The organism is Micromonospora sp. ATLC20, assembly GCF_057196585.1.
This window is the reverse complement of record NZ_JBXUOV010000042.1, coordinates 16,607-39,679: the sequence shown is the minus strand read 5'-3', so window position 1 is coordinate 39,679 and position 23,073 is coordinate 16,607. Positions and strand designations below refer to the sequence as shown.

The 23,073-nt window shown below is 73.2% G+C and carries 25 protein-coding genes and 1 tRNA gene; 12 read left to right on the top strand and 14 right to left on the bottom strand.

The genetic code is table 11. From position 1 onward, the window contains the following. Window positions 1-1,749 (bottom strand): potassium channel family protein (locus AC2CHG_RS12220; protein ID WP_484524768.1); only part of this gene is annotated, 1,749 nt, incomplete at its 3' end. Window positions 1,750-1,836: 87 nt separating this feature from the next. On the opposite strand from AC2CHG_RS12220, the gene AC2CHG_RS12215 reads away from it, so the two are divergent. From AC2CHG_RS12215 to AC2CHG_RS12200, 4 genes are all read left to right on the top strand, one after another. Continuing rightward, the gene (locus AC2CHG_RS12215) at window positions 1,837-2,316 is read left to right on the top strand and encodes an MSMEG_6728 family protein (protein WP_135242275.1); all 480 of its coding nucleotides are present in this window, start codon (window positions 1,837-1,839) and stop codon (window positions 2,314-2,316) included. A 78-nt stretch (window positions 2,317-2,394) separates the two neighbouring features. Next, the gene (locus tag AC2CHG_RS12210; RefSeq protein ID WP_262013313.1) at window positions 2,395-3,939 is read left to right on the top strand and encodes an FAD-dependent oxidoreductase; all 1,545 of its coding nucleotides are present in this window, start codon (window positions 2,395-2,397) and stop codon (window positions 3,937-3,939) included. A gap of 54 nt (window positions 3,940-3,993) precedes the next feature. After that, window positions 3,994-5,130, top strand: coding sequence for a hypothetical protein (locus AC2CHG_RS12205; RefSeq protein WP_484524767.1), 1,137 nt, complete (start codon window positions 3,994-3,996; stop codon window positions 5,128-5,130). A 179-nt stretch (window positions 5,131-5,309) separates the two neighbouring features. Then, complete coding sequence (locus AC2CHG_RS12200) at window positions 5,310-5,750, top strand: HNH endonuclease (protein WP_269697747.1); 441 nt, start codon at window positions 5,310-5,312, stop codon at window positions 5,748-5,750. A gap of 75 nt (window positions 5,751-5,825) precedes the next feature. On the opposite strand, the gene AC2CHG_RS12195 is transcribed toward AC2CHG_RS12200, so the two are convergent. After that, the gene (locus AC2CHG_RS12195; RefSeq protein ID WP_484524766.1) at window positions 5,826-6,449 is read right to left on the bottom strand and encodes a TetR/AcrR family transcriptional regulator; all 624 of its coding nucleotides are present in this window, start codon (window positions 6,447-6,449) and stop codon (window positions 5,826-5,828) included. 69 nt (window positions 6,450-6,518) lie between these two features. Between AC2CHG_RS12195 and AC2CHG_RS12190 the strand changes: the two genes are divergently transcribed. Further along, window positions 6,519-7,061 (top strand): peroxiredoxin-like family protein, encoded by a 543-nt coding sequence (locus tag AC2CHG_RS12190; protein WP_366620162.1) that lies wholly within the window; start codon window positions 6,519-6,521, stop codon window positions 7,059-7,061. Here the strand turns inward: AC2CHG_RS12190 and AC2CHG_RS12185 are convergent. The 3 genes from AC2CHG_RS12185 to AC2CHG_RS12175 all read right to left on the bottom strand — a co-directional run bounded on the left by AC2CHG_RS12185 (window position 7,045) and on the right by AC2CHG_RS12175 (window position 10,950). Then, the gene (locus AC2CHG_RS12185; RefSeq protein ID WP_357209527.1) at window positions 7,045-7,647 is read right to left on the bottom strand and encodes a hypothetical protein; all 603 of its coding nucleotides are present in this window, start codon (window positions 7,645-7,647) and stop codon (window positions 7,045-7,047) included. The genes AC2CHG_RS12190 and AC2CHG_RS12185 overlap by 17 nt on opposite strands. Window positions 7,648-7,710: 63 nt before the next feature. Further along, window positions 7,711-8,478: an enoyl-CoA hydratase/isomerase family protein gene (locus tag AC2CHG_RS12180; protein WP_357209526.1), complete on the bottom strand. Its 768-nt coding sequence runs from the start codon at window positions 8,476-8,478 to the stop codon at window positions 7,711-7,713. A gap of 75 nt (window positions 8,479-8,553) precedes the next feature. Then, complete coding sequence (locus AC2CHG_RS12175) at window positions 8,554-10,950, bottom strand: M4 family metallopeptidase (RefSeq protein ID WP_484524765.1); 2,397 nt, start codon at window positions 10,948-10,950, stop codon at window positions 8,554-8,556. Window positions 10,951-11,138: 188 nt separating this feature from the next. On the opposite strand from AC2CHG_RS12175, the gene AC2CHG_RS12170 reads away from it, so the two are divergent. Both AC2CHG_RS12170 and AC2CHG_RS12165 read left to right on the top strand, forming a co-directional pair. Next, window positions 11,139-11,570 (top strand): hypothetical protein, encoded by a 432-nt coding sequence (locus AC2CHG_RS12170; protein ID WP_262013321.1) that lies wholly within the window; start codon window positions 11,139-11,141, stop codon window positions 11,568-11,570. Between the two features lie 69 nt (window positions 11,571-11,639). Next, complete coding sequence (locus tag AC2CHG_RS12165; RefSeq protein ID WP_355513844.1) at window positions 11,640-12,296, top strand: type 1 glutamine amidotransferase domain-containing protein; 657 nt, start codon at window positions 11,640-11,642, stop codon at window positions 12,294-12,296. Window position 12,297: 1 nt separating this feature from the next. On the opposite strand, the gene AC2CHG_RS12160 is transcribed toward AC2CHG_RS12165, so the two are convergent. Continuing rightward, on the bottom strand, window positions 12,298-12,909 hold the full coding sequence (locus tag AC2CHG_RS12160; protein WP_357209525.1) for a histidine phosphatase family protein: 612 nt from the start codon (window positions 12,907-12,909) through the stop codon (window positions 12,298-12,300). A gap of 49 nt (window positions 12,910-12,958) precedes the next feature. Then, the gene (locus tag AC2CHG_RS12155; protein WP_135242286.1) at window positions 12,959-13,378 is read right to left on the bottom strand and encodes a VOC family protein; all 420 of its coding nucleotides are present in this window, start codon (window positions 13,376-13,378) and stop codon (window positions 12,959-12,961) included. A 157-nt stretch (window positions 13,379-13,535) separates the two neighbouring features. On the opposite strand from AC2CHG_RS12155, the gene AC2CHG_RS12150 reads away from it, so the two are divergent. Continuing rightward, window positions 13,536-15,416: an asparagine synthetase B family protein gene (locus AC2CHG_RS12150; protein ID WP_484524764.1), complete on the top strand. Its 1,881-nt coding sequence runs from the start codon at window positions 13,536-13,538 to the stop codon at window positions 15,414-15,416. Here AC2CHG_RS12150 and AC2CHG_RS12145 read toward each other — a convergent pair. Both AC2CHG_RS12145 and AC2CHG_RS12140 read right to left on the bottom strand, forming a co-directional pair. Beyond that, a complete protein-coding gene (locus AC2CHG_RS12145) occupies window positions 15,385-15,909 on the bottom strand; it encodes a helix-turn-helix domain-containing protein (protein ID WP_484524763.1) in 525 nt (174 codons plus the stop codon). The two genes, AC2CHG_RS12150 and AC2CHG_RS12145, sit on opposite strands and share 32 nt — an antisense overlap. A 38-nt stretch (window positions 15,910-15,947) precedes the next feature. Then, entirely contained in the window at window positions 15,948-16,448 is a 501-nt protein-coding gene (locus tag AC2CHG_RS12140; RefSeq protein WP_484524762.1) for a GNAT family N-acetyltransferase, read from the bottom strand. Between the two features lie 73 nt (window positions 16,449-16,521). Here AC2CHG_RS12140 and AC2CHG_RS12135 point away from each other — a divergent pair, with 73 nt between their 5' ends. Both AC2CHG_RS12135 and AC2CHG_RS12130 read left to right on the top strand, forming a co-directional pair. After that, window positions 16,522-16,968 (top strand): hypothetical protein, encoded by a 447-nt coding sequence (locus tag AC2CHG_RS12135; RefSeq protein WP_484524761.1) that lies wholly within the window; start codon window positions 16,522-16,524, stop codon window positions 16,966-16,968. 164 nt (window positions 16,969-17,132) lie between these two features. Next, window positions 17,133-17,372, top strand: coding sequence for a hypothetical protein (locus AC2CHG_RS12130; protein ID WP_262013328.1), 240 nt, complete (start codon window positions 17,133-17,135; stop codon window positions 17,370-17,372). Here AC2CHG_RS12130 and AC2CHG_RS12125 read toward each other — a convergent pair. From AC2CHG_RS12125 to AC2CHG_RS12115, 3 genes are all read right to left on the bottom strand, one after another. Next, window positions 17,316-17,585 (bottom strand): DUF6959 family protein, encoded by a 270-nt coding sequence (locus tag AC2CHG_RS12125; protein ID WP_410054907.1) that lies wholly within the window; start codon window positions 17,583-17,585, stop codon window positions 17,316-17,318. The genes AC2CHG_RS12130 and AC2CHG_RS12125 overlap by 57 nt on opposite strands. A gap of 63 nt (window positions 17,586-17,648) precedes the next feature. Then, window positions 17,649-17,948, bottom strand: a complete 300-nt coding sequence (locus tag AC2CHG_RS12120; RefSeq protein ID WP_463839310.1) for a hypothetical protein — start codon at window positions 17,946-17,948, stop codon at window positions 17,649-17,651. Window positions 17,949-18,100: 152 nt separating this feature from the next. Beyond that, window positions 18,101-18,177, bottom strand: a tRNA-Thr gene (locus AC2CHG_RS12115). Window positions 18,178-18,542: 365 nt separating this feature from the next. On the opposite strand from AC2CHG_RS12115, the gene AC2CHG_RS12110 reads away from it, so the two are divergent. Then, complete coding sequence (locus AC2CHG_RS12110; protein ID WP_262013349.1) at window positions 18,543-19,634, top strand: ABC transporter ATP-binding protein; 1,092 nt, start codon at window positions 18,543-18,545, stop codon at window positions 19,632-19,634. A gap of 57 nt (window positions 19,635-19,691) precedes the next feature. On the opposite strand, the gene rlmB is transcribed toward AC2CHG_RS12110, so the two are convergent. Further along, the gene (gene rlmB, locus AC2CHG_RS12105) at window positions 19,692-20,813 is read right to left on the bottom strand and encodes a 23S rRNA (guanosine(2251)-2'-O)-methyltransferase RlmB (protein ID WP_484524760.1); all 1,122 of its coding nucleotides are present in this window, start codon (window positions 20,811-20,813) and stop codon (window positions 19,692-19,694) included. After that, entirely contained in the window at window positions 20,813-22,228 is a 1,416-nt protein-coding gene (cysS, locus tag AC2CHG_RS12100; RefSeq protein WP_402813739.1) for a cysteine--tRNA ligase, read from the bottom strand. Before cysS ends, rlmB begins: the two co-directional genes overlap by 1 nt. Before the next feature lie 63 nt (window positions 22,229-22,291). Between cysS and AC2CHG_RS12095 the strand changes: the two genes are divergently transcribed. Next, entirely contained in the window at window positions 22,292-22,939 is a 648-nt protein-coding gene (locus tag AC2CHG_RS12095; RefSeq protein ID WP_355513872.1) for an IclR family transcriptional regulator, read from the top strand. Window positions 22,940-23,073: the final 134 nt, after the last annotated feature.

Here is a 23,073-nt window from a genome sequence, read left to right as displayed (position 1 = left end):
GGGCGCCGGCGGCGGCGCGGGCGTGGTCTCCCGGAGCAGCGCGGTCAGCCCGGCCCGCCGGGCCACCACCGTGAGCCGGTCACCGGCCTGGATCACCACACGCGGGTCGGCCGACCAGTCGGCCTTCTGGCTCGGCCGGGTGTGCGCGAGCAGGCGCACCTCGCCCGGCCGGGCCACCGCGCTCAGCGGACGCCCGTCCAGCGGCGAACCGGCCACCACCGGCACCTCGGTGACCAGCAGCGCGTGCCGGTCGACCGGGATGGTGGCGACCACCGCGCGATCCAGCAGGGCCGCCGCGAACGCCGGCGCGGCCAGATAGGACACGCTGCGCGAGATGCCGATGCCGAACGCCTGCTGGATCCGCTCGGCGAAGTCGCCGTCGAACAGCCGCAGCACCACGCGCAGGTCCGGGTCGAGGGACCGGGCGATCAGCGCGGCCCGAAGGTTCGTCCCGTCGTCGGTGGACACCACCACGAGCGCCTGGCAGGTGTCCACCGAGGCGGACCGGAGCGTCTCCTCCCGGCCCGCGTCGCCCACGATCAGCGGCACCCCCAGCCGGCGCGCCAGCGCGGCGCCGCGCGCGTCCGGGTTCTTGTCGATCGCCACCACCTCGACGCCGAAGTCGTGCAACTGCGCCATCACCCGGGTGCCGATGTTGCCCAGCCCGACCATCACCACGTGCCCGGAGCGGTCCGGCTGAACCCGGCCCGCGTGCAACGCCAGCCGGGCGTTGACGATGCCGTCGACCACCGCGGCCGTGATCAGCGGGATCAGCGCCAGCCCGGCCAGGTTGAGCACCACCTGCATCACCTGGGCCGCTACCGGCTTGCCGACGTCCGGATCCTGGCCGGTGAGCGTGGTGACAAGCGTCAGGTAGATCGCCTCGCTCCAGCTCACGTCGGCGGCCCGCGCGTTGAGCCAGCCCAGCGCCGCGATCACCCCGAGCAGCACCAGCACCGCGATGCCGATCTTGCGGGTGGCGAAGTGGCGGACCGCCCTCAGCAGCACCGCCACCGGCTGCCGGCGCCGCCGCGCGCGTACCAGCCGCCGGGCGGCGACCTCGGTGCCCGCCGGGCGCCCGGTCGCCTCGGCCAGCACCACGTCGGCCGCCGACTCGTCGGCGGGCAGCACCCGGACCAGGTCCGGATCCGTGGTGACGGCGAGGCCGCAGACCACGTCCTGCGGGCGTACGTCGTCCCGGCGGGCCACGTAGAGCGTGCGCCCCGCGTGCCGGAAGTGGGTCGGCGCCACCTCACCCAGCGCGGCGGCCACGAAGGCGGGCGCGGCCATCGAGGCGTCGGAGAGCACCGCCGAGTCGGGGAAGAGCTGCCGCAGCCCGTCCGCCAGGTTGGTGTTGAACATCCGCACCACCAGGCGCAGCCGCGACTCGACCTCCTGGGCGCAGAGCGCGGCGTGCATGTTGCCCACGTCGTCCTGGTGCAACAGGGCCAGCCCGGCCGCGCCGGCCAGCCCGGCCCGGCGGAACGCGGCCTCGTCGAGCCGTTCGGCAGTCACCACCCGTACCCCGGGCACGTCGCGCCCGTCGGGGCCCTCGGACCGGCGGCGGCCCGGCACCACGAGCGTCACCCGCACCCGGCCGTCGGCGTTGTCGGTGGCGAGCAGCGACCGGACCACCCAGTAGGCGAGCGGGTCGGAGCCGCAGACCACGTAGTGGGGGCGTTCGTCACCGTTCATCCGGAGCCGCCAGCCGGTCGCGCGGCGCGCGCGGTCGCGGAGAGGCTCGGCCATGTCCGGATCGTAGTCAGCCGCTCGCGATGTGCGCAGCCCCGGCGATCATGGACGCATGGCGGGGGCGGGTACGGGTAGAGCACCGGCATGCAGACGTTCCTGCCGTATCCGGACTTCCTGGCCAGCGCGCGCACGCTGGACCAGAAGCGGCTGGGCAAGCAGCGCGTGGAGACGATCCAGGTGCTGCGCGGGCTGACCCGGCCGGACTACGGCTGGCGCAACCACCCCGCGGTGAAGATGTGGGCCGGGTACGAGGAGGCGCTGACCCGGTACGGGCTGGACATGTGCGCGGTGTGGTGCGAGCCGGGCCGGGCCGACACCTGCGCCGGGACGCTCGCCACCGACCTCGCCGCCGCCTGCGGCATCACGCTGATCCGTACCCAGGACGAGCTGGCCGCCGCCGGTGAGCTGCCGCCCTGGCTGGGCCGCGACGACCTGCACCGCAGCCACCGGTCGTCGCTGCTGCGCAAGGACCCCGCCCACTATGCCCGGTTGTTCACCGACGTCTCCCCCGACCTGGAGTACGTCTGGCCCCCGTCGGACCGCCCCCGCCGCTGCCTGCCGTGAAAGCCCCGTCGACGCGTACCCAGCGTGTTGCCCTTTCAAGCGGCAGACTGGGGGGACCGCCGACTGGAGGATGCCCCCGTGAGTCTGTCGCAAGTGGTAGGTCGTCTCATCGGCGTACGCGAGCACCTGGTGGACCCGGGCGGCGGTGGCGCCGACCGCGTGCCGCGACCGGTCCCGGCGCTGGTGGTGGGCGGCGGCATCGCCGGCATGTCGGCGGCGGTGGTGCTGGCCGAGCGCGGCGTGGCGGTGACGGTGCTGGAGGCGGCGCCGCACCTCGGCGGGCGGCTCGGCGCCTGGCCGGAGGAGCTGTCCGACGGCGTCCAGCGCAACGAGCACGGCTTCCACGCGTTCTTCCGGCAGTACTGGAACTGGCGGTCGATCCTGCGCCGCGTCGATCCGGCGCTGGGCTTCCTCAAGCCGATCCCGGGCTACCCGATCCTGTCCGAGCAGTGGCCCACGGAGGAGTTCGGCAAGCTGCCGCCCGCGCCGCCGGCCAACCTCCTGGCGCTGCTGCTGCGCAGCCCGAGCCTGCGCCTGGCGGACCTGCGCACGATGGATCGGGACGCGGCGCTGCCGCTGCTCACCTACGACCCGGTACGCACCTACGAGGAGTTCGACGAGCGGACCGCCGACGAGCTGCTCACCTCGCTGCGGCTGCCGGACCGGGCGCGGGCCATGCTGTTCGAGGTCTTCTCCCACTCGTTCTTCAACCACGAGGCGGAGATGTCGGCCGCCGAGATGATCGCGCAGTTCCACTTCTACCTGCTCGGCAACCCGGAGGGGCTGGCCTTCGACTGCCCTGATCGGGACTACGGCACCGCGATCTGGGAGCCGCTGACCCGGTACGTGGAGAAGCACGGCGGCCGGGTGACGACCGGCGCGGCGGCGGCCCGGCTGGACCGTACCCCGGCGGGGTGGCGGGTGACCGGCGCGGACGGCGACGTCTGGGAGGCGCCGCACGTGGTGCTCGCGGTGGACCCACCGGCGCTCGCCGCGCTTGTCGGCGCCTCGCCCGGCCTGGTCGCGGCGGCACCCGAGCTGGTGGCGCGGATGCCCGCGTTCGGCACGCCCGGGCCGCCGTACGCGGTGGCACGCTACTGGATGGACGGGGACGTCCGGGCGGACCGGGCGGTGTTCAGCGGCGTCTCCCGGCAGCCCACGCTGGACTCGGTGACGCTCTACCACCGGCTGGAGGAGGAGCCCCGCCGCTGGGCCGAGCAGACCGGCGGCTCGGTCGTGGAGCTGCACGCGTACGCCTGCGAGCCGGACGTGCCGGCCGACGAGCTGGCCGCCCGGATGCTGCGGGAGCTGACCGCGCTCTGGCCGGAGGTGGCCGACCTGCGGGTACGCGAGCTGCGCGCCCGGGTCGAGGCACAGGCGCCGGCGTTCACGCCGGGCAGCCACGCCTGGCGTCCCGGGGTGGAGACCGACGCGCCGGGCCTCTACCTGGCCGGGGACGGCATCCGCACGGAGTTCCCGAGCGCGCTGATGGAACGGTCGGCGGCCACCGGGATCATCGCCGCGAACCACATCCTGCGGGCCGAGGGGGCGGCGGCCGAGCCGGTCCGCTCGATCCGGCCGCGCGGCCTGCTGGCCGGGAAGACGGGACCGAAACGGCTTTAAGCGGACAAAAACGGCTCTAGGCTCGACTGATCCGGTGACACGGGAGGTCGGGCGGTGAGCACCGCGACACGGGAGCGGCGCGACGAGGAGCACGGGACACCACGGGACGAACGGACCGCGGTGGTCACCGCGCTGCGACTCGGCTGGTCCATGGCGGACGCCTACCACCACGCGCAGACAGCCGACCTGACCGACGGCGGGAACCGGCCGGCGGCCGCGCCGCCGAAGTTGTCGAACCTGACCGAGCTGGCCGGATGGCACCGGCTCGGCATGTACCTGGACGGCGTGGACGTGGCGCTGGCGCAGATCGCGCCACTGACCCCGGCGGGCCGTACCGTGCCGTCCACCGCCGCCGCGCGCCGCGCCACCGGCACCGACCGGGAGCCGCTGCTGCGCGCGCTCGACGACCTCAACATCGACGTGCTGCGCTGGACGATGGCGACGAACCACCGGGTGGGTGTGGCGTACCGGCTGGGGCGCTCGCTCGCCGACACCGTACGACGCGGCGACGCCGACCATCTCGCCACTCGGTTCGGCGGCCGGCACCTCCAGATCAGCAGGTGGCTGGACGAGCTGGCGAGCGTGCTGCCGCCGTACTCGGCCGCCGTGGTGCGCCGCTCACTTGCCGCCTGGGCCACGGCTGTCGGCCGCGCCACGGTGGGTGACCCGGGCGAGGCCGGGCTCGCCGAGCTGGCCCGCGAGCTGCGCAACCAGGGCGACCTGTGGCAGGACGTCCTGACCGGCGGCCTGCACCCGCGCGACCTGCTGGACGAGGAGAACTGGGCGGTGGTCGCCCGCAACGTCATCATCCGGGACCGGAAGCTGGTGGCGCAGGCGGCCCGGGGCATCTTCTGGCCGGTGCTGGCGCCACTGCTGGTGGTGCTGCTGGCGGTGGTCGGGGTGAGCGCCGCCGCCGCGGCCGGCTCCCCCACCACCCGGGCGGCGGTGGCGCTCGTCGGTCTGGGCGCCGGGCTCACCGCGATCTGGCGGTCGATCTCCACGCCCACGCTGTCGGTGGCGGCCGAGGTGAACCGCCCGCTGCTGGACAGCGAGCTGGTGGTGCAGATGACCGCCCGGATCAACCGGCCGCTCACCGCCGCCCGGCGCGCCGGCCGGGCCGGACGCCAGCGGCGGCCCGCCGCCGACGGATCGAAATACGTTGCCCACGATTCCCGAATCGATCTACCGTGAGCGCGCAAGGCCAACCACCGCTCCGGGAGCCGTCCATGTCGCTGCGATCCGCCACCACGACGACGTCGTGGCTGCTCGGCGACGGCTGCCGGGAACACGGTCCCTGGCCCGGAGGGCACGACTGACGCGCGTCGCGCGTCCCGTCGTCGCCGTACCGCCGATCGTGAAGGGAGAACCCGGTGGACGCCGTCCTCGTCATAAACGCCGACCTCGGCCCGCTGCACCGGGTCACCGTCAAACACGCGATCCGGATGCTCTGCCGCCGGGTCGCCGAGATCCACGAGGCCGAGCCGGACCGGGTGATCGGCGTCTTCCCGCTGCCGCGGGTGGTCCGCCTCGTCCGGTACGTGGTGACCCGCTGGCGGTTCAGCGCCGGCCCGGCCTGGTCCCGGGCCGGGGTGCTGGCGCGCGACCGGCGGAAGTGCGCGTACTGCGACGGCGCGGCGAGCACGATCGACCACGTCCTGCCCCGCTCGCGCGGTGGCCGGAACACCTGGGGGAACACCACCGCCGCCTGCTACGCGTGCAACCAGCGCAAGGGTGACCGGACCCCGGCCGAGGCGGGCATGCCGCTGCGGCGGGAGCCGGTGACGCCGAGCTGGGCCGCGCTGGCGCGGTGACCGACGGCCGGCGGGCACAGGGGGCGGTGTCGGGGGTACGCCCCGGCGCCGCGCCCGCCGGTCCCACCAGGGCGCCTAGCTGTCGAGCCGCCGGGCCAGCCCGTCGAGCAGGAGGTCGAGCCCGCCGCCGAACTCGTCCTCCGGTGCGACCCCGCCGGCCTCGCGCGCGGTCGCGGCGAGCAGGGGGAACTCGTCGCGGGGCAGCGCCGCGATGACAGCAGTTCCGGGGCCTGACAGCGCGCCGAGGTGCTCCATCTGGATCGCCCCGACCACGTAGCCGAGCAGGGCGCGGAACGCGATCACCCGTCCGACGCCGGTGAAGCCGGCCCCTGTCAGCACCGCGAGCACCGCCTCGCCCCAGCGCAGGATCGTCGGCGAGCGGTGCCGGTACGCGGGGAGCAGCGGCACCACTGCCGGGTGGACACCGACTGCGCGGCGTACCCGCTCGGCCAGGTCGCGGATGCCGTCCGCCCACGGGACTTCGCCCGGCGGACGGGTGTCCACCCGTTCGAGGACCCGCTCGACGACGAGCGCCTCCAGTTCGTCCCGGTCCGCGACGTAGCGGTAGAGGCCCATCGTGCTGGTGCCGAGCTGCGCGCCGACCGCGCGCATGGTGAGGCCGGCGAGGCCGTCCCGGTCGAGCACCGCGAGCGCCGCGTCGGCGAGCTGGGCCGGGGTCAGAGTACGGGGACGGGGCATGGCCTTGACAGCGTACAAGATACGCCTACGGTTGTAGGAGTACGTCGTACGCCTACAACGGGAGCGCGCATGGACGTCGTCACCCCTCGCCACCTGACCAGCGTGACCGGCGCCGGAATCGACCTGCCGGATCCGGACCGCCTGATCCACCTCCAGTTCCGGCGCTTCGCCGGCTGCCCGGTCTGCAACCTCCACCTCCGCTCGATCGTCCGTCGGCACGCCGAGATCGAGGCGGCAGGCGTACGCGAGGTGGTGCTCTTCCACTCCCCCGCCGACGAACTGCGCGAGCACGTCGCGGACCTGCCGTTCGCCGTGGTGGCCGATCCGGACCGGCGCCTCTACCGGGAGTTCGGCGTGGAGTCGGCGCGACGGTCGCTGCTCGACCCGCGCGCCTGGCTGCCGATCCTGCGTGCCGTCGTGACCGGCACCTGGCATGTGCTGCGCGGCCGGGAGAAGCTGCCGTCCACCTCCCCGCACGGCGGGCGGCTCGGGCTGCCGGCCGACTTCCTGATCGCGCCCGACGGTCGGGTCCTCGCCGAGAAGCACGGCGAACACGCCTCCGACCAGTGGTCGGTGGAGGAACTGCTGGCCCAGGTCAGGGAGAGCCGGTGACCACCGGATCGCCGGGGTGTTCCCGCAGGAACGCCTCGGCCCGGGGCGCGTCCCGGAGGATCTGCCAGCAGGCGAACGCGAACATCGCCCCGGTGACGCCGAACAGGACGAACCACATCGGGGTGAGGCTGAGCAGTATCTGGCCGAGGTTCATCGTCACCAGGCCCCCGATCATCGGGACGAATCTCCGTTGCCGGATCATCTGCGCAGCGGTCGTCCGCAGCCAGGGCAGGTCGCTCGGGGAGTCCACCACCCCGCGCCGGACCGCCCGGGCCAGCTCCCGGCGACGACTGATGCTCACCGCCCACAGCCGGGACTCCCGGTCGGCCCGGTAGGTGCCGCTGCGGATCATGCGGACCAACGCGACGATCTCGAGCACGAGGCCCAGCACCGTGAGGACCCCGCCGGTCACCGTCATCCAGGTGGGCGGGTCACCGCGTTCCAGCCAGCTGCTCGGGAAGACGCCGCCCGCCATCAGCCCCACCAGCAGCGACACCAGCGCGAACACCAGCGCCACGCCGACCAGCAGCAGCCGGAACCGACGGCGCCCCCGCCGGATCTCGTGACGTTCCCGCCCACCGTCCACGATGGTCTCCCCCGTTCGACGGCCTGAACGTACCCGCCGGGGGGGGCGCCGTTCAAACGGCGGTCAGCGCGTGGCGGGCGGGGTCCAGCCGAAGCGCGGCGGGCGGCGCTCGTTGATCGCCGCCACCCCCTCGCGGGCCTCGCCGCTGTCCCGCACCTGGGCGTGCCACCAGGCGAGCCGGTCGGCGTCGGCGCGCCCGTCGACGATCTCCTTGGCGGCGGTCACGGTGAGCCGGGACCGCTCGGCGATGGTGGCGGTCAGCGCCGCCACCCGCCCGGCCAGCTCACCGGCCGGCAGCACCTCGTCCACCAGACCGATCCGCAGCGCCCGCTCGGCGTCGACCAGCTCGCTGGTGAACAACAGGTGCTTGGCCGCCGACGGACCGACCAGCGCGGCCAGCCGCCGCGTGGTCGGCGCCGGGTAGACCAGGCCGAGCCGGGCCGGGGGTACGCCGAACCGCGCGTCCGCCGCGGCCAGGCGCAGGTCGCAGGCGACGGCGAGCTGGCAGCCGCCGCCCACGCAGGCGCCCTCGATCGCGGCGACCGTGGGGCGGCCGAACGCGGCGAGCCGTTCCTCGGCGGCCACCGCGATGCTGCCGTCACCGGCGGCCAGCAGCTCGTCCAGGTCGCCCAGGTCGGCGCCGGCGCAGAACGTGCCGCCCGCGCCGGTGAGCACCAGCACCCGTACCGCCGGGTCCGCCTCCAAACCGTCGAGCAGTACCGGGAGCTGCCGCCACATGGCCGGGGTCATGGCGTTGCGCCGGGCCGGGTTGTGGATGACCACAGTCGCCACCGGCCCGTCCAGGGTGACTGTCAGTTCCGCGTCGGACATGGTGCGACCGTAACGGCCGGGGCCCGGCGACCACCCGCGTGGGGTGGCCGCCGGGCCCCGGAGTCGGCGGTCAGGTCAGGAGACGTTGATCGCGGTGTCGTCGAGCACGAACGAGGTCTGCAGCGAGACGTCCTCGGTGCCGGTGAACTTCAGCGTGACGGTCTGCCCGGCGTACGCCGCCAGGTTGAACGACTTCTGGCTGTAGCCGCTGGCCTTGTTCAGGTTCGAGTAGGTCGCCAGCGTGGCCAGCACCGAGCCGGACGAGTTGAGCACCTGCACGTTCAGCTTGTCGTACTGAACGCTGCTGGTGGTCTCGGCCGAGTCGATGTGCAGCCAGAACGACAGGGTGTACGCGGAGCAGCCGCTCGGCAGGCTCACCGACTGCGACAGCGTCTCGGTACGGGTGCTGCCGTAGCCGTTCATCCACGCGTTCCAGGATCCGGTGCGGGTCGGCTGGCTGCTGCCGTGCTGCCCGATCACGCCGGAGCTGGCGGACCAGACCGTGTTGCCGGACTCGAAGCCGGGGTTGCCGAGCTTCTGGCCGGCGCCGGTGCAACCGCCGCCGACGCTGCTCACGGTCAGCGAGTACGTGGCGGTCTTCGTGCCCGACGCCGCGCTGCCGGTGACGGTCACCGAGTAGGTGCCGGCCGGGGTGCTGGAGCTGGTGGCGATGGTGAGCGTGGACGAGCCGCCCGAGGTCACCGAGGTGGGGCTGAACGACGCGGTGGCGCCGGTCGGCAGGCCCGACGCGGAGAACGTCACGGTCTGCGCGGTGCCGCTGGTGGTGGACGTGCCGACGGTGGCCGAGGCCGATCCGCCAGCGGTCACCGACCCGGAGGTCGGCGAGAGCGAGACGGAGAAGTCGTTGCCGGTCGAGCTGCACGGCGCGTCGTTGCCGGCCACGTTCACCGCGGTCCACGCGGCCTGGACGGTCTTGTACTCGGTGGAGCAGTTGCCGTACAGGTCGGTCGCGGCCCGCAGGGTGTACGCGCGGGCGGTGTTGGCCGGGTTGCTGGTGTTGACGTACGAGGTGTTCGAGGTGAAGTACACGTCGAGCGCCCGGTACCAGATCTTCTCCGCCTTGGCACGGCCGATGCCGGTCACCGCCGGGGCCGAGCCGCAGACCGGCGAGGTGCCGTACGCGGTGGCGCCGGTGCCCTCGGCGAGGTTGAAGAAGAAGTGGTTGCCGACGCCGGAGGAGTAGTGCACGTCCTTGTTCTTCGTGCTGGTGGACCAGCAGGAGTCGGACGAGCCGTCCAGCGACGGGTTGTACATGTAGCGCAGCGGCGTACCGTTGCCGTTGATGTTGATCTTCTCGCCGACCTGGTAGTCGCCCGGGTCGCTCGGCGCGGCGGCGTAGAACTCCACCATGTTGCCGAAGATGTCGCTGGTGGACTCGTTGAGGCCACCGGACTCACCGGAGTAGACCAGCCCGGCCAGCGCCTCGGTGACGCCGTGGCTCATCTCGTGCCCGGCCACGTCCAGCGAGACCAGCGGGCGGGAGTTGCCAGAGCCGTCGCCGTAGGTCATCTGGGCGCCGTCCCAGAACGCGTTGACGTAGTTGTTGCCGTAGTGCACCCGGCTCGGCACGCCCTGGCCGTTGCCGAAGATGCCGTTGCGGCCGTGCGTGTTCTTGAAGTAGTCGAACGTCTTGGCGGCGCCGAAGTGCGCGTCCACGGCGGCCGACTGCCGGTTCGAGGTGGCGCCGTTGCCCCACGCGTTGTCCGCGTCGGTGAACGTGGTGCAGGTGGAGGTCCCGTTGTTCATGTCGCAGGTACGGCCGTTGCCGCGTACCGGGTCGATCATCTGGTACGTGCTGCCGGAGAGCGTGGTGTCGATGGTGACCGAGCCGGTGTAGATGCCCTGGCCGGTGCCGGCCACCGTCTCGATCTCGTCGTACGAGCCGATCACCTTGCCGGTGGTGGCGTCGGTGATGACGTGCAGCTTCGACGGCGTCTGCTTGTCCGCCTTCCAGCCGGTCGCAACGGTCTCCCAGGCGAGGCGGCCCTTGCCGCTGCTGGCGTCGACGAACAGTTCCGGCGCGCCGACCGAGGTGAGCGAACCGGAGAACGTCTTGCGGGCGCTGGCCTTGGCCGCGTCCGCGCCGACCTTCGCGGTGGTGCTCAGGGTCAGCGGGGCGGACAGGCTGACCGACGCGCTGGTCAGGGTGCCGTTCGGGGCGGTGTGGATGACGAAGTCACCGCCGTACACCCGCAGGCCCTGGTAGGTCCGGCTGTACCGGGTGTGCGCGGCCCCGGAGGGGTCGACCTTGGTGCGGACGGCCTGATAGGCCTCACCGCCGGCGCCCTGGACGACGCCGGGGTTGGCGCGCAGCAGGCTCGCGGCCTTGGCTGCGGCAGAGGTCTCGGGGCTGGGGGCGGTTGGCGCTGCCGCTTGCGCCGAGGTGGTGACGCAGGCCAGCACGCTGCTGGTGAGCAGCGCTGCGCTGACGGCGGCGACGGATCTTTTCACGGGCCCTCCTGGAAGGCGAAGTTGTGACGGGGGTAGTCACTGATGTAGATATAGCGATACATCGAAGAACGTGAAAGAGGCTGGCGGGATCCCGCCGGAGACACTGACCGAACGGATGAGGAGGAGCGGTGACCCGGAACCGGGTGGTCCCGTCGCGCGTCCGAACCGGTATGAGAGCTGCCCCCGCCATGGCGGCCGTCGCCGCCCTTCTCGTCCCGCTCGCCGGCTGCGCCCGCACCGACGCGCCACCCGTCGTCACGGACGGGCCCCCGCCGCTCGTCTCCGAGGTCGTGCTCGAGAAGTCGGGAGGCATCGCCGGGCTGTCCGACACCGTCCGGGTCGGGCCGGACGGCCACTGGACGAGGACCGACCGCGCCGGCGCCTCCCGCGAGGGACAACTCGGCGCGGAGAAGCTCACCCGGCTGCGGCAACTCGCGGCCGACCCCCGGCTGGCCACCGAGGCCGCCGCCACCGTCCCGCCGACCATGTGCGCCGACGCGTTCACCTACCGGCTCACCATCGGGCCCCGGCAGGTCGGCTACGTCGACTGCCCGCCGGAGACCACGCCGCCGGCCGTCACCGCGCAGGTGGTGGACCTGCTCAACGGCGCCACCGGCTGACCCGGCCCGATTTCAAACCCGTTCCGGCTGTGACATCGGCCTATGGCCGGCCGGGCCAGCATGGAAGGCATGACTCGCGCACTCATCGCCCTGACCAGTCATTCCGAGCTGGGCCGCACCGGCCGCTCGACCGGCTACTACGTCGGCGAGGCCGCCGAGCCGTGGGAGGTGTTCCGGTCCGCCGGGTACGACGTCGACCTCGTCTCCGTGGCCGGCGGGGAGCCGCCCGTCGACGGGCGGGACGAGAACGACAGCACCCAGAACGACTTCCTCGCCACCGCCGGCGTCACGGACACCCCGAAGGCCGCCGACGTCGACCCGGCCGGGTACGACGTGATCCTCTTCGCCGGCGGCCACGGCACCATGTGGGACTTCCCCGACGACCCCGACCTGGCCCGGATCGCCCGCTCGGTGTACGAGCGCGGCGGCGTGGTGGCCGCCGTCTGCCACGGCCCGTCGGCGCTGGTGAACCTCACCCTCACCGACGGCTCCCGGCTCGTCGCCGGCAAGCGGGTGGCCGGGTTCACGAACAGCGAGGAGGCGGCCGTCGGTCTCACCGACGAGGTGCCGTTCCTGCTCGCCGACAAGCTCGGCGAGGCGGGCGCGCAGCACGTACCGGCGCCGGACTTCACCGAGCACGTGGTGGTCGACGGGCGGCTGGTGACCGGCCAGAACCCGCAGTCCGCCCGCGCCGTGGCCGACGCCGTGGTGAAGCTGATCGCCTGAGTCAGATCCGGTAGTCGCCGGGCAGGCCGGTGGCACGCAGCTCGGGCGGCAGGTGGGCGACGTCGTTGAACGCGATGAGCGCCGGCGGGCCGCCCGAGCTGTAGCGGATCACCGTCAACCCGCAGTTCTGCTGGTTCAGCCCGATCCACCGGCGCGCCGGCGCGTCCACCGCGTGCAGCACCAGCCACGCGACCAGGAAGTTGTGGGTGACGACCAGCTCGCGTACGTCACCCTCCGCGGGAGCGGCGGCGAACCGCGCCACCGCCTCCGCGGTCACGCGCGGTCCGTCGCGCCGCTCCCGCTCGGAGAAGCCGGCCAGGAACGCCGCGTACGACTCCGGCAGGCCGGCCGGGTCGGTGTCGTGCGGCATGTGGTCGCCGGCGCGGTCGTCCTCGCGTACCGGAACATCTGGCAGCGACGCCGCGACCAGCGCGGCGGTCTCCGCGGCCCGGCGGGCCGGCCCATGATGTACGGCGGCGAAGCGCGTGCCGCGCAGCCGCGCGCCCAGTAGCGTCGCCTGCCGCCGCCCTCGCTCCGACAACCCGGTGTCCGCCTCCTCCTCCGGCCGGTCCTGCTCACCGTGACGGACCAGGTAGAGCAGGCGGCTGGGCATCGGCACCTCCACGGTCGGGGACCGCGAGACTAGCCCGCCACCGCGCCGTTCACTGCCCCTGGCGCATCTGCCCGATCCGGATGCGGTTGCCGAACGGGTCGCGGATGCCGAAGTCGATGCCGTACGGCTGGTCGGTCGGCTCGTCGGTCACCTCGACGCCCTTCGCGACCAGGTCCGCGTACGTCTTGTGCGCGTCGTCGGTGGTGAAGAACAGGAACCCGCCCGCGGCGCCCTTGGTGAGCAGTTCCCGGACCTGCTCGGCGGTCTTCGGGTCCAGCGCCGGCGGGCCCGGCTTCTCCAGCAGGATCTCCCGGCCCGGGTCGCCCGGCACGTGCACGGTGAGCCAGCGCATGAAACCGAGATCCTGGTCGAGGCTGACCTCCAGGCCGAGCTTGCCGACGTAGAAGTCGAGCGCCTCGTCCTGGTCGAGCACGTAGATCTGGGAGCGGGAAGTCGAAAGCATCGTCATGCCGACGACGCTAGAGCAGCGCCCCGGCCTGCTGCTTATCCAAAACCGCGCAGTCCTGCCGCCCGGCACCCTGGTCCGGCTTGCGTCGTTTGCCCACACGGGGACACCATTTCGTCACCCGCTGTTGACGTCTTCGCGACGAAATCGGGGGAAGTCGATGCAGCTGATGTTGGCCTGGGCCGCCACGAGCGCCCTCCCGCCCTCCCGTGGTGACGCCGCCGTCGCCCGATTCCACAGCGCCGCCGCCGAGCTGGTGCCGGAGAGCTGGCACCGCCGGCACCTCGGCGGCACCGACTGGGGTGTGCTGGTGCTGCACCCGGCCGACCCGGGCGGCTACCGGTGGCCGCCCGTCGCCGGCGACGGCGACGTCACCGCCGTCTCGGTGGGCATCCCGGTCGGCGTCGACGGCGACGACCCGGTGACGCTCGCCCGCCACCTGCTCACCGGCGCGGACGTGCACCGCGACGTCGTACCGCCGTTCGCGCTGCTCGCCCTCGGCCACGACCGCCTCGCCCTGCAACAGGACTGGTTCGGCATGGCCCGCGTGTTCACCGGCACCTCCGACGGCGTCACCGCCTGGTGCACCCGGCCCGGCCTGCTCGCCGCCTTCCTGCACGGGCAGGCCCGCCCCGACCCGGCCGGCTGGTCGTCGTACCTGCTCACCGGCCACTTCGGCGGCGACCTCTCCCCGCTCGCCGACATCCGGCTGCTGCGGCCGGGCGAGCGGATCACCGGCCGCCGCCGCGCCGACGGCGGCTGGCAGCTCACCAGCGAGATCCGGTACGCCACCGACGACGTGGTCCGCAGCGGCCTCGCCGACCGGGACCGGCCGCTCGGCGAGCGGCTGGACCGGGCCGCTGACGCGCTGACCCGGGCCGTCGCCGGCCTGCACCGGCTGCACGACGGTGAGGTCACGCTCGGCCTCTCCGGTGGGAAGGACTCCCGGCTCATCGCCGCGACGCTCGTCGCCGCCGGCCGTACGTCGAACCTGGCCACGAACGACGACACCGCCGCCGAGGGCGACGTGGCCCGCGAGCTGGTCCGGCTCGTGCGGGACCGGCGCGGCCTGGAGCTGCCGCACCGCCTCGTGCCGGCCGCGCCCCCGGCCACCGTCCTCGGCGTCGGCCTCCAGGACCGGGCGCGACGGCTCGCCGCGCTGCACGACCACCAGTTCCCGTCGAACTACCTGGCCCGGCCGGCCGTGCGCACCCGGCTGCCCGAGGTGGTACGCGCGCCGAGCCTCACCGGCGCGGCAGGCGAACTGGTGGTCGGCTACTGGTATCCCCGGGCCGACGCCGACCCGGCGCCCACCCCGGAGCAGGCGGGCCTGACCAAGCTGCTGGCGGGCGTGCCGAACGCCGCGGTGTCACCGGAGGCACTGGCCACCGAACGGGACCGGGTCACCGCACTGCTGGCCCACGCCCGCGACATCGGCCTCCGCGACGAGCACCTGATCGACTACCTCTACCTGGTCGAGCGGATGCGCCGATGGTGCACCTCCGCGTACACCACCGGGATGGTCACCCCGTTCCTGGCGCCCGGCTTCGTCGCGGCCAGCTTCGCGTTCACCGTGGCGGAGAAGCGGGCACGACTGCCGCACACCGCGCTGATCGCCCGGCTCGTACCGGAGTGGGCGGACGTGCCGTTCGTCAGCGCCGCCACCGGGCCGTCCCGGGCCACCCGGATCTGGGAGGGCGACGGCGTCGCCGCCGTGGCCGACCTGCTGGACACCGTGCACGGGCCGCTCACCGAGCTGATCCGGCGGCCGGTCGTCGAGCGGGACCTGCGTACCGCCGCCCGGGGCGGCCGGCCCGATCCCCGGGTGCTCGCCCAGTTCACCGCGCTGGCGGTCGCCTCCGAACGGCTGGAACCCGCCTTCACCAGGCCGTCGACAGGTGCCACCTACGCCCGGGTCACCGCGCCGCCGCGCCCGCGTACGCCGGCGAAGAGCCGGCTGGCCGGATTGCGCTGGGTACGGCGCAGCCGGCTCGGCGACCGGCTCTGGGTCATCGTGCGGCGGCAGGTGCGGGGGCGCTGACCGCGGCGGCGAGCCTCTTGCCCTCCGTGGCCGGCTCGCCCGCGGTGGCCGGCTCGCCCGCGGTGGCCGGCTCGCCCGCGGTGGCCGGCTCGCCCGCCGTGCTGCTCGGGCGCATCCAGGCCTTGGTGAAGCAGCCCGGGACGCCGGCCGGCACGGTCTTGCGGCGCCGGTAGGCCGACGGCGACTCACCGACGATGCCGTGGAACGTCCGGCTGAACGTGCCCAGACTGCCGAAGCCGACCAGGTGGCAGATCTCCGTGACCGGCTCGTCGGTGCGTACCAGCAGGTACATGGCCCGTTCCACCCGGCGGCGTTGCAGGTAGCGGTGCGGCGTCTCGCCGAACGTGGCCCGGAAGGTACGGATGAAGTGCGCCTCCGAGACGTACGCGATCCGGGCCAGCGCGGGGATGTCCAGCGGCTGCGCGTACGCCCGGTCCATCGCGTCCCGGGCGCGCAGCATCGCCCGGTTGGACTCCTCGACGGCGCGGCTCATCGCTGGTCAGCCTACTGCGCGGCCCGCGCCTCGCGTCCCTACGGCTCGTGCGCGAGGCTCTTGGCCATGATGTGCTCGCGGCGTACGCCGTCGGGCATCAGGCCGCCGACGTCGCCCGTGTCCCGGAAGCCGTTGCGCAGGTACAGGCCCCACGCGTTCGGGTTGCCCTCCGCCACGGCGAGCCGCAGCGTCCGCGCGCCTGCCAGCCGGGCCCACTGCTCGACCGCCCGGACGAGGTGGTCTCCCACGCCCCGGCCGCGCCCCGCCGGTGCCACGTACATCGAGATCAGCTCGACGACCCCGTCGTGCTCGGTCGGCATCCCGCTGGCCATCCCGACCGGTTGCCCGTCGAGCAGCACCACGATGTTGTACGAGCCGGGGACTGCGAGCCGCCCGCGCCAGCGTTCCTCGCGGTCACCGTCGCCCTGCCAGTCCGCCAGCTGGGCACCGAAGGCGTACCCGGCCTCGGTGAGCGCGGCGAGCCGCAGCTCCCGCCACACCTTCCAGTCGTCCTCGCCGAGGACGCGCGTCTCAAGCATGCGGAGAGGGTGACGCAGGCGTCCCGGGCGGACAATCGATATCCGCCGACTGCGACGACCAGGGAGCCCGACCATGAGACTGCCGCCCGGGGCCACCGGCTTCCACGCACCCGGCGCACGAGCGGACGTCAGGGCCTTCACCGCCGTCTGTCACCACGCCGCCCGCGCCATCGGTGGGACCGTCACCGGCGTCACCCCCGCCGGCGTCACGCCCAGCTTCCACACCGTCGACATCGCCGCTGCCCGGCACCACGTCGCGGTGCTGCGGCACGTCACCGTGCCGTTCATCGCCTTCGCCCGCCCGCGAGGCGGCGACGACGCCACCGTCACGTTCGTCGACCACCCCGGCCTCGCCGCTGTCCTCGACACCCTGACCGACGCCCAGGTCCTCCCCGCCGATGAGCTCCAGACCCCGCTGTCACAGGCCGACCTGACCGCTCTCGACCGCGTCGAACTCGACCAGATCCGCTACTGGACACCGGCCACCGTCGGCGAGCTGATGTTCAACTTCTGGGACTGACCATTCGTGGCCCGACCCGCCCGCCGGAGAGAGCCTCCGCAAGGGCAGCACGTCGCGCTGGTCCTCGTCCGGGTCGCCGGAATGGCTGCTCGTCAGACGCCAGGGGCCTCTCTAGCCTGAACCCGGCAGGCTCGGCCTGACAGCACCCAGCGGGGGAGAAGATCATGGAACGCGTGACGGGCATCGGCGGCGTCTTCTTCCGCGCCCACAACCCGGACCGGATCAACCGCTGGTACGCCACCCATCTCGGGGTCGACCTGGCACCGGAGTCCTACGACGTGTCTTCCTGGTGGCAGAAGCCTGGCCCGACCGTCCTGGCGGCCATGCCGGCGTCGGCGACCGCCCCGTCAGTACGGCCGCCGGATGCCTCGCTTCGCGAGCGCCGCCTCGTAGAAACGAAGTAACTCCCCCGCCCCTCGGACCGCATCGTCCAGGTCGTCGAGAGCCTCGCCGTTCCCGGGATCCTCGCGGAGCATGCGAGCCGCTCCGGCGAGCTGCGTCCAGAGGGCGGCAAACGTATCGCCCTGCACGTGAAGGCCGGGAAAGGCCCGACCTGGCACCTGCACGACTGCCCAGTTGGCACCACGGGACAGGACCTGCGCTTGCTCCTGGCTCATCCGAGCAGATTCCCACTACCGCTCGACGAGCGTCCAGCCCGAACTGTCACCCACGGCGCCGGCTCAGGCGACGAACCAACCCGACGGCTCCCAGGCGTCGCCATCAGCGGGAACCGCGGCTGCGAACGCCTCGGACCGCTGGGCCTCTGCACGCAACCGAGCTGCCTGCTCTGCGGTGACCGCATACAGGACGAGCCGTCGAGGCTGGCCCGGAACCCAGTCCGGCCCGGCCGAGAACCAGAACAACCGACCCCCGTGACGGGCCAGGCCGTCCAGCGGTCCGTCGTACCAGTCCAGCACCTCGACGATCTCGACTCCGACGACCTCGGGCAGAGCATGCGAGCCGCCATCCTCGTGACCCATCCCCGCACGTTAGCCGCTTCATCGAGCCACTGCGATCCCGCTGTCAGGCGGCCACGAACGTCCGATCGTGACGGCGGCGTACATCCGGCGACGGGCGACTGGGCGGCCGTGCGTCTCGTGGCGACGGCGGCCCCCGGAACACCTTGTGAAAATGGAGCCCCCGGCCGGGATCGAACCGGCGACATCTCGCTTACAAGGCGAGTGCTCTGGCCAGCTGAGCTACAGGGGCGCGTGCGTCGCGCTCAGCATAGCGACTTGCCCCCGGAAATCCCGCCTCGCAGGGCTCCCGAGCACGGAAAACGTCGGTATCCCGACCGGTGCGGCCGATGGATCATCGCTCGGTCGCGCTCCCAGGCGGGAGATTGATGCCTCGCCGTGCCTGACTGACCGTTATGCGTATGCCGTCCATCCCACCCGGAGCGCTACGTCTTGGCACGATCGCGAAAGCCGTTTACGGTGCAGTGACACGGACGACACTCCGGTCGGCCTCGGCTGCCCTGAGCGACGACCCCGTTGGCCGGTGCCTTGGGCGCCGGTCGCTCCTTCACTCGGATCGTCCGGCACGTTCCTGCCGGTGAAAGGAAGCGCTCCATCATGGCTACGGTCACCTACTCGAAGGCGTCCCGGATCTATCCGGGCACCGAGCGCCCCGCCGTCAACCAGCTCGACCTCCAGATCGGTGACGGGGAGTTCCTCGTCCTGGTCGGCCCGTCCGGCTGCGGCAAGTCCACCAGCCTCCGGATGCTCGCCGGCCTGGAGGACGTCGACGACGGCGCGATCTACATCGACGACCGGGACGTCACCCACCTCCCGCCGAAGGCCCGCGACATCGCGATGGTCTTCCAGAACTACGCCCTCTACCCGCACATGACCGTGTACGAGAACATGGCGTTCGCGCTCAAGCTGCGCAAGACCTCGAAGTCGGAGATCGACCGGCGGGTCAAGGAGGCGGCCGGGCTGCTCCAGCTGGAGGAGTTCCTCAGCCGCAAGCCGAAGGCGCTCTCCGGTGGTCAGCGCCAGCGTGTCGCCATGGGCCGCGCGATCGTCCGCGAGCCGCAGGTCTTCCTCATGGACGAGCCGCTGTCGAACCTCGACGCCAAGCTGCGCGTGCAGACCCGTACCCAGATCGCCTCGCTGCAGGCGAAGCTGGGCGTCACCACGGTCTACGTCACCCACGACCAGGTCGAGGCCATGACCATGGGCCACCGGGTGGCGGTCATGCTCGACGGCGTGCTCCAGCAGGTGGACACCCCGCGGGCGCTCTACGACACCCCGGCCAACGTCTTCGTCGCCGGCTTCATGGGCTCCCCCGCCATGAACATCAAGACGGTGAAGCTGACCGAGCAGGGCGGCGCGTTCGCCGAGATGATCGTGCCGCTGACCCGCGAGCAGGTCCAGGCGGCCAGCGCCGAGGGCGGCGACGGCAAGGTCACCGTCGGCTTCCGGCCGGAGGACTGCGACCTGGTCAGCCCGTCCGAGGGCGGCATGCCGGTCGTGGTCGAGCTGGTCGAGGACCTCGGCTCCGACGCCAACGTCTACGGCCACGCCGCGCTGGAGGGCCACAACGAGCGGTTCGTGGTCCGCACCGACCGGCGCAGCATGCCGAACATGGGCGACACCGTGTTCGTCAAGCCGCGTACCGGCCGCAGCCACGTCTTCCACTCCGCCACCGGCGAGCGGATCTGACGTACGCGAGAAAGGGGCGGCCCGCCACGGCGGACCGCCCCTTCTTCGTACTCTCGATCAGGCCTCGACGGACCGGCGGCGGGCGACCTCGGCGAGCGTGACCGCGGCGGCGACGCTGGCGTTGAGCGACTCCACGTCGGAGACCATCGGGATGCTGACGGTCAGGTCGCAGGTCTCGCCGACCAGGCGGGACAGCCCGCGCCCCTCCGAGCCGACCACCACGACGAGCGGGCCGACGGCGGCCTCCAGGTCGTACAGGTCGGTCTGCCCGTCGGCGTCCAGGCCGGCCACGACGAAGCCGGCCTCCTTGCACGCCTTGAGTGACCGGGTCAGGTTGGTGACCTGGGCGACGGGCACGCGCGCGGCCGCGCCGGCGCTGGTCCGCCAGGCGGTCGCGGTGATCCCGGCGGCACGCCGTTCGGGTACGAAGACACCCTGCGCGCCGAACGCGGCGGCCGACCGGATGACCGCGCCGAGGTTGCGCGGGTCGGTGACGCCGTCGAGCGCGACGAGCAGCGGGGCGGCCTGTTCCAGCGCGGCGGCGACCAGGTCGTCGAAGGGCTCGTAGGCGAACGGCGGCACCTGGAGGCCGACGCCCTGGTGCAGCACGCCGCCGGTCATCCGGTCCAGCTCGGCGCGGCTGACCTCGAGGATCGCGATGCCCCGGTCGGCGGCGGTGCGGACGATCTCCTTGACCCGGTCGTCGATGTCGATGCCCTGCGCGGTGTAGAGCGCGGTCGCGGGCACCTGGGTACGCAGCGACTCCAGCACCGGGTTGCGCCCGACCAGCAGCTCCGGGCTGTCCTTCGCCGGGTTGGCCTTGCGGCCCGGCGCGACCCGGGGACCGCCCCGGCCGCCGGCCGGCTTGCCGCCCCGGCCCTTGGTCGTGGGGGTGCCTCGGCCACCGCCCTTGCCCCAGGTGGTGTCCTTGGTGCCGGGCTGACCGATCTTGGGCGCGCGCCCCTCCTCGGCGGCGGCGCGGCGCTCCTTGTCCTGCTTCCAGGCGGTGCGCTGGGGCAGCTTCTCCGTGCCCGAGTACGCCTTGTGCCAGGGCCGCTCGTCGGCGGGCAGCGTGCGGCCCCGCCCGGCGAGCGAGTCCTTGTTCTTGCCACCGGTGCCCTTGGGGGCACCCGCCTTCGGCGTCAGTCGCCGGCCACGGCGCTGCGAGTTGCCGGCCATCAGTCCTGCTCTCCAATAGTCCAACGCGGGCCCTGGGGGGTGTCCTCGACGACCACGCCGGCCTGCTTGAGCTGGTCGCGTACGGCGTCGGCGGCGGCCCAGTCCTTGCGGCCGCGGGCCTGCGCGCGCTGCTCCAGGGCCAGCGCGATCAGGGAGTCCACCACGCCGCGCAGGTCGTCCGTGCGGCCGCCGCCGGTCCAGGCCGGGTCCAGGGGGTCGACGCCGAGGATATCCAGCATCGCCCGGGTGGCGGCGAGCGTCGTGCGGACGGTCACATCGTCACCGGCGGTGAGCGCGGTGTTGCCGTCGCGGACCACCTCGTGCAGCGCCGCGAGCGCCGCCGAGGTGTTGAGGTCGTCGTCCATCGCGGCGGTGAAACCGGCCGGCAGGTCGCCGGGGCGGCCGCCGCCGACCCGCTCGGCCGCCCGCTGCACGAAGCCCTCGATCCGCCGGTACGCCACGGCGGCCTCGCGGAGCGCGTCCTCGGAGTAGTCGATGCGGGACCGGTAGTGCGCGGCGACGTAGTAGTAGCGCAGCTCCACCGGGCGCACCCCGAGCGAGGCCACGTAGTCAAGGTCGAGCGTGTTGCCGAGCGACTTGCCCATCTTCGTGCCGCCGATGCCGAGCAGGCCGTGGTGCACCCAGTAGCGGGCGAACGGCAGGTCGGCGGCCTGCGACTGGGCGATCTCGTTCTCGTGGTGCGGGAACGTCAGGTCGAGCCCGCCGCCGTGGATGTCGAACTCAGGGCCCAGGTAGCGCCAGCACATGGCCGAGCACTCGATGTGCCAGCCGGGGCGTCCGCGGCCCCACGGCGACGGCCAGTAGGCGTCGGCCGGTTCGCCCGGCTTGGCGCCCTTCCAGAGCGCGAAGTCACGCGGGTCCCGCTTGCCCCGGTCGGGGGCGTCGCCGGCGGGCTGCATGTCCGCCGGGGACTGGCCGGACAGCGAGCCGTACGCGGGCCAGGAGGCCACGTCGAAGTAGACGTCGCCGGAGCCGTCGGTGGCCGGGTAGGCGTGGCCGGTCTCGATCAGCCGGGCGATCAGCTCGTGCATCTCCGGGATGTGCCCGGTGGCCCGCGGCTCGTACGTCGGCGGGAGCACGTTCAGCGCCCGGTAGGAGGTGGTGAGGATCTGCTCGTTCGCGTACGCGATCGACCAGAACGGCCGATCCTGCTCCATCGCCTTGGCCAGGACCTTGTCGTCGATGTCGGTCAGGTTGCGGATGAACGTGACCTCGAAGCCCTTGCTGAGCAGCCAGCGGCGCAGCACGTCATAGTTGACGCCGGAGCGAAGGTGACCGATGTGCGGCGGGGCCTGGAGCGTGAGACCACACAGGTAGACCCCCACCTTGCCGGCTTCCCGCGGGACGAAGTCCCGCACCGATCGGGTGGCGGTGTCATACAGGCGTAGCGTCACCTCACAAGGGTAGCCGTCCGCACATTTCCGGGTTGGCCGGAGCCGGGTCGTACGCTGCGTGCTGTGGACACGGCGGCGCGCACGGGAGAGACGGCACAGACCCTGGACCGGGGCCTGCGGCTGCTGCACCTGGTCGCGGACGCGCCGGGCGGGCTCACCGTCACCGAGGCGGCGCACCGGCTGGGCATCGGCCGGGCGGCCGTCTACCGGCTGGTCGGCGCGCTGACCGGCCACGGGATGCTGCGGCGCGACGGCGAGGGCCGCCTGCGCATCGGCGTGGGTGTGCTGCACCTGGCCCGCCGCGCCCAGCCGCTGCTGGCCGAGGGCGCCCTGCCGGCGCTGCGCCGGCTCGCCGAGGGCACCGGGGCGACCGCGCACCTGACCGTGGTCGAGGGCGGCGAGGGGGTGGCGCTCGCGGTGGTCGAGCCGAGCTGGACGTCCTTCCACGTGGCGTACCGGACCGGCACCCGGCACCCGCTGGAGCGGGGGGCCGCCGGCCGGGCGGTGCTGGCCGGGCGGGCCGGTGATCCGGGGCCGGTGAGCACCAGCGGCGAGCTCCAGTCGGGCGCGTACGGGGTGGCCGCGCCGGTGCTCGGTGTGCCGGGCCTGGAGGGCAGCGTCGGGGTGGTGTCACTGACCCCGCTCGACGTGGCGGACGTCGGCGACCAGGTCACCGCCGCCGCCGAGGCGGTGGCCGCCGCGCTCTCCTGACCCGCGTGCCCTCGCCGGTCCTCGCGGGTCCTCACGCCGCGGGTCCTCACGCCAGATCGGCGAAGTGGCTGCATCAAACGGCCCGGATACCGCCACCTCCCCGAGATGGAGTGGATCATGCGCGGGCCGAAGGG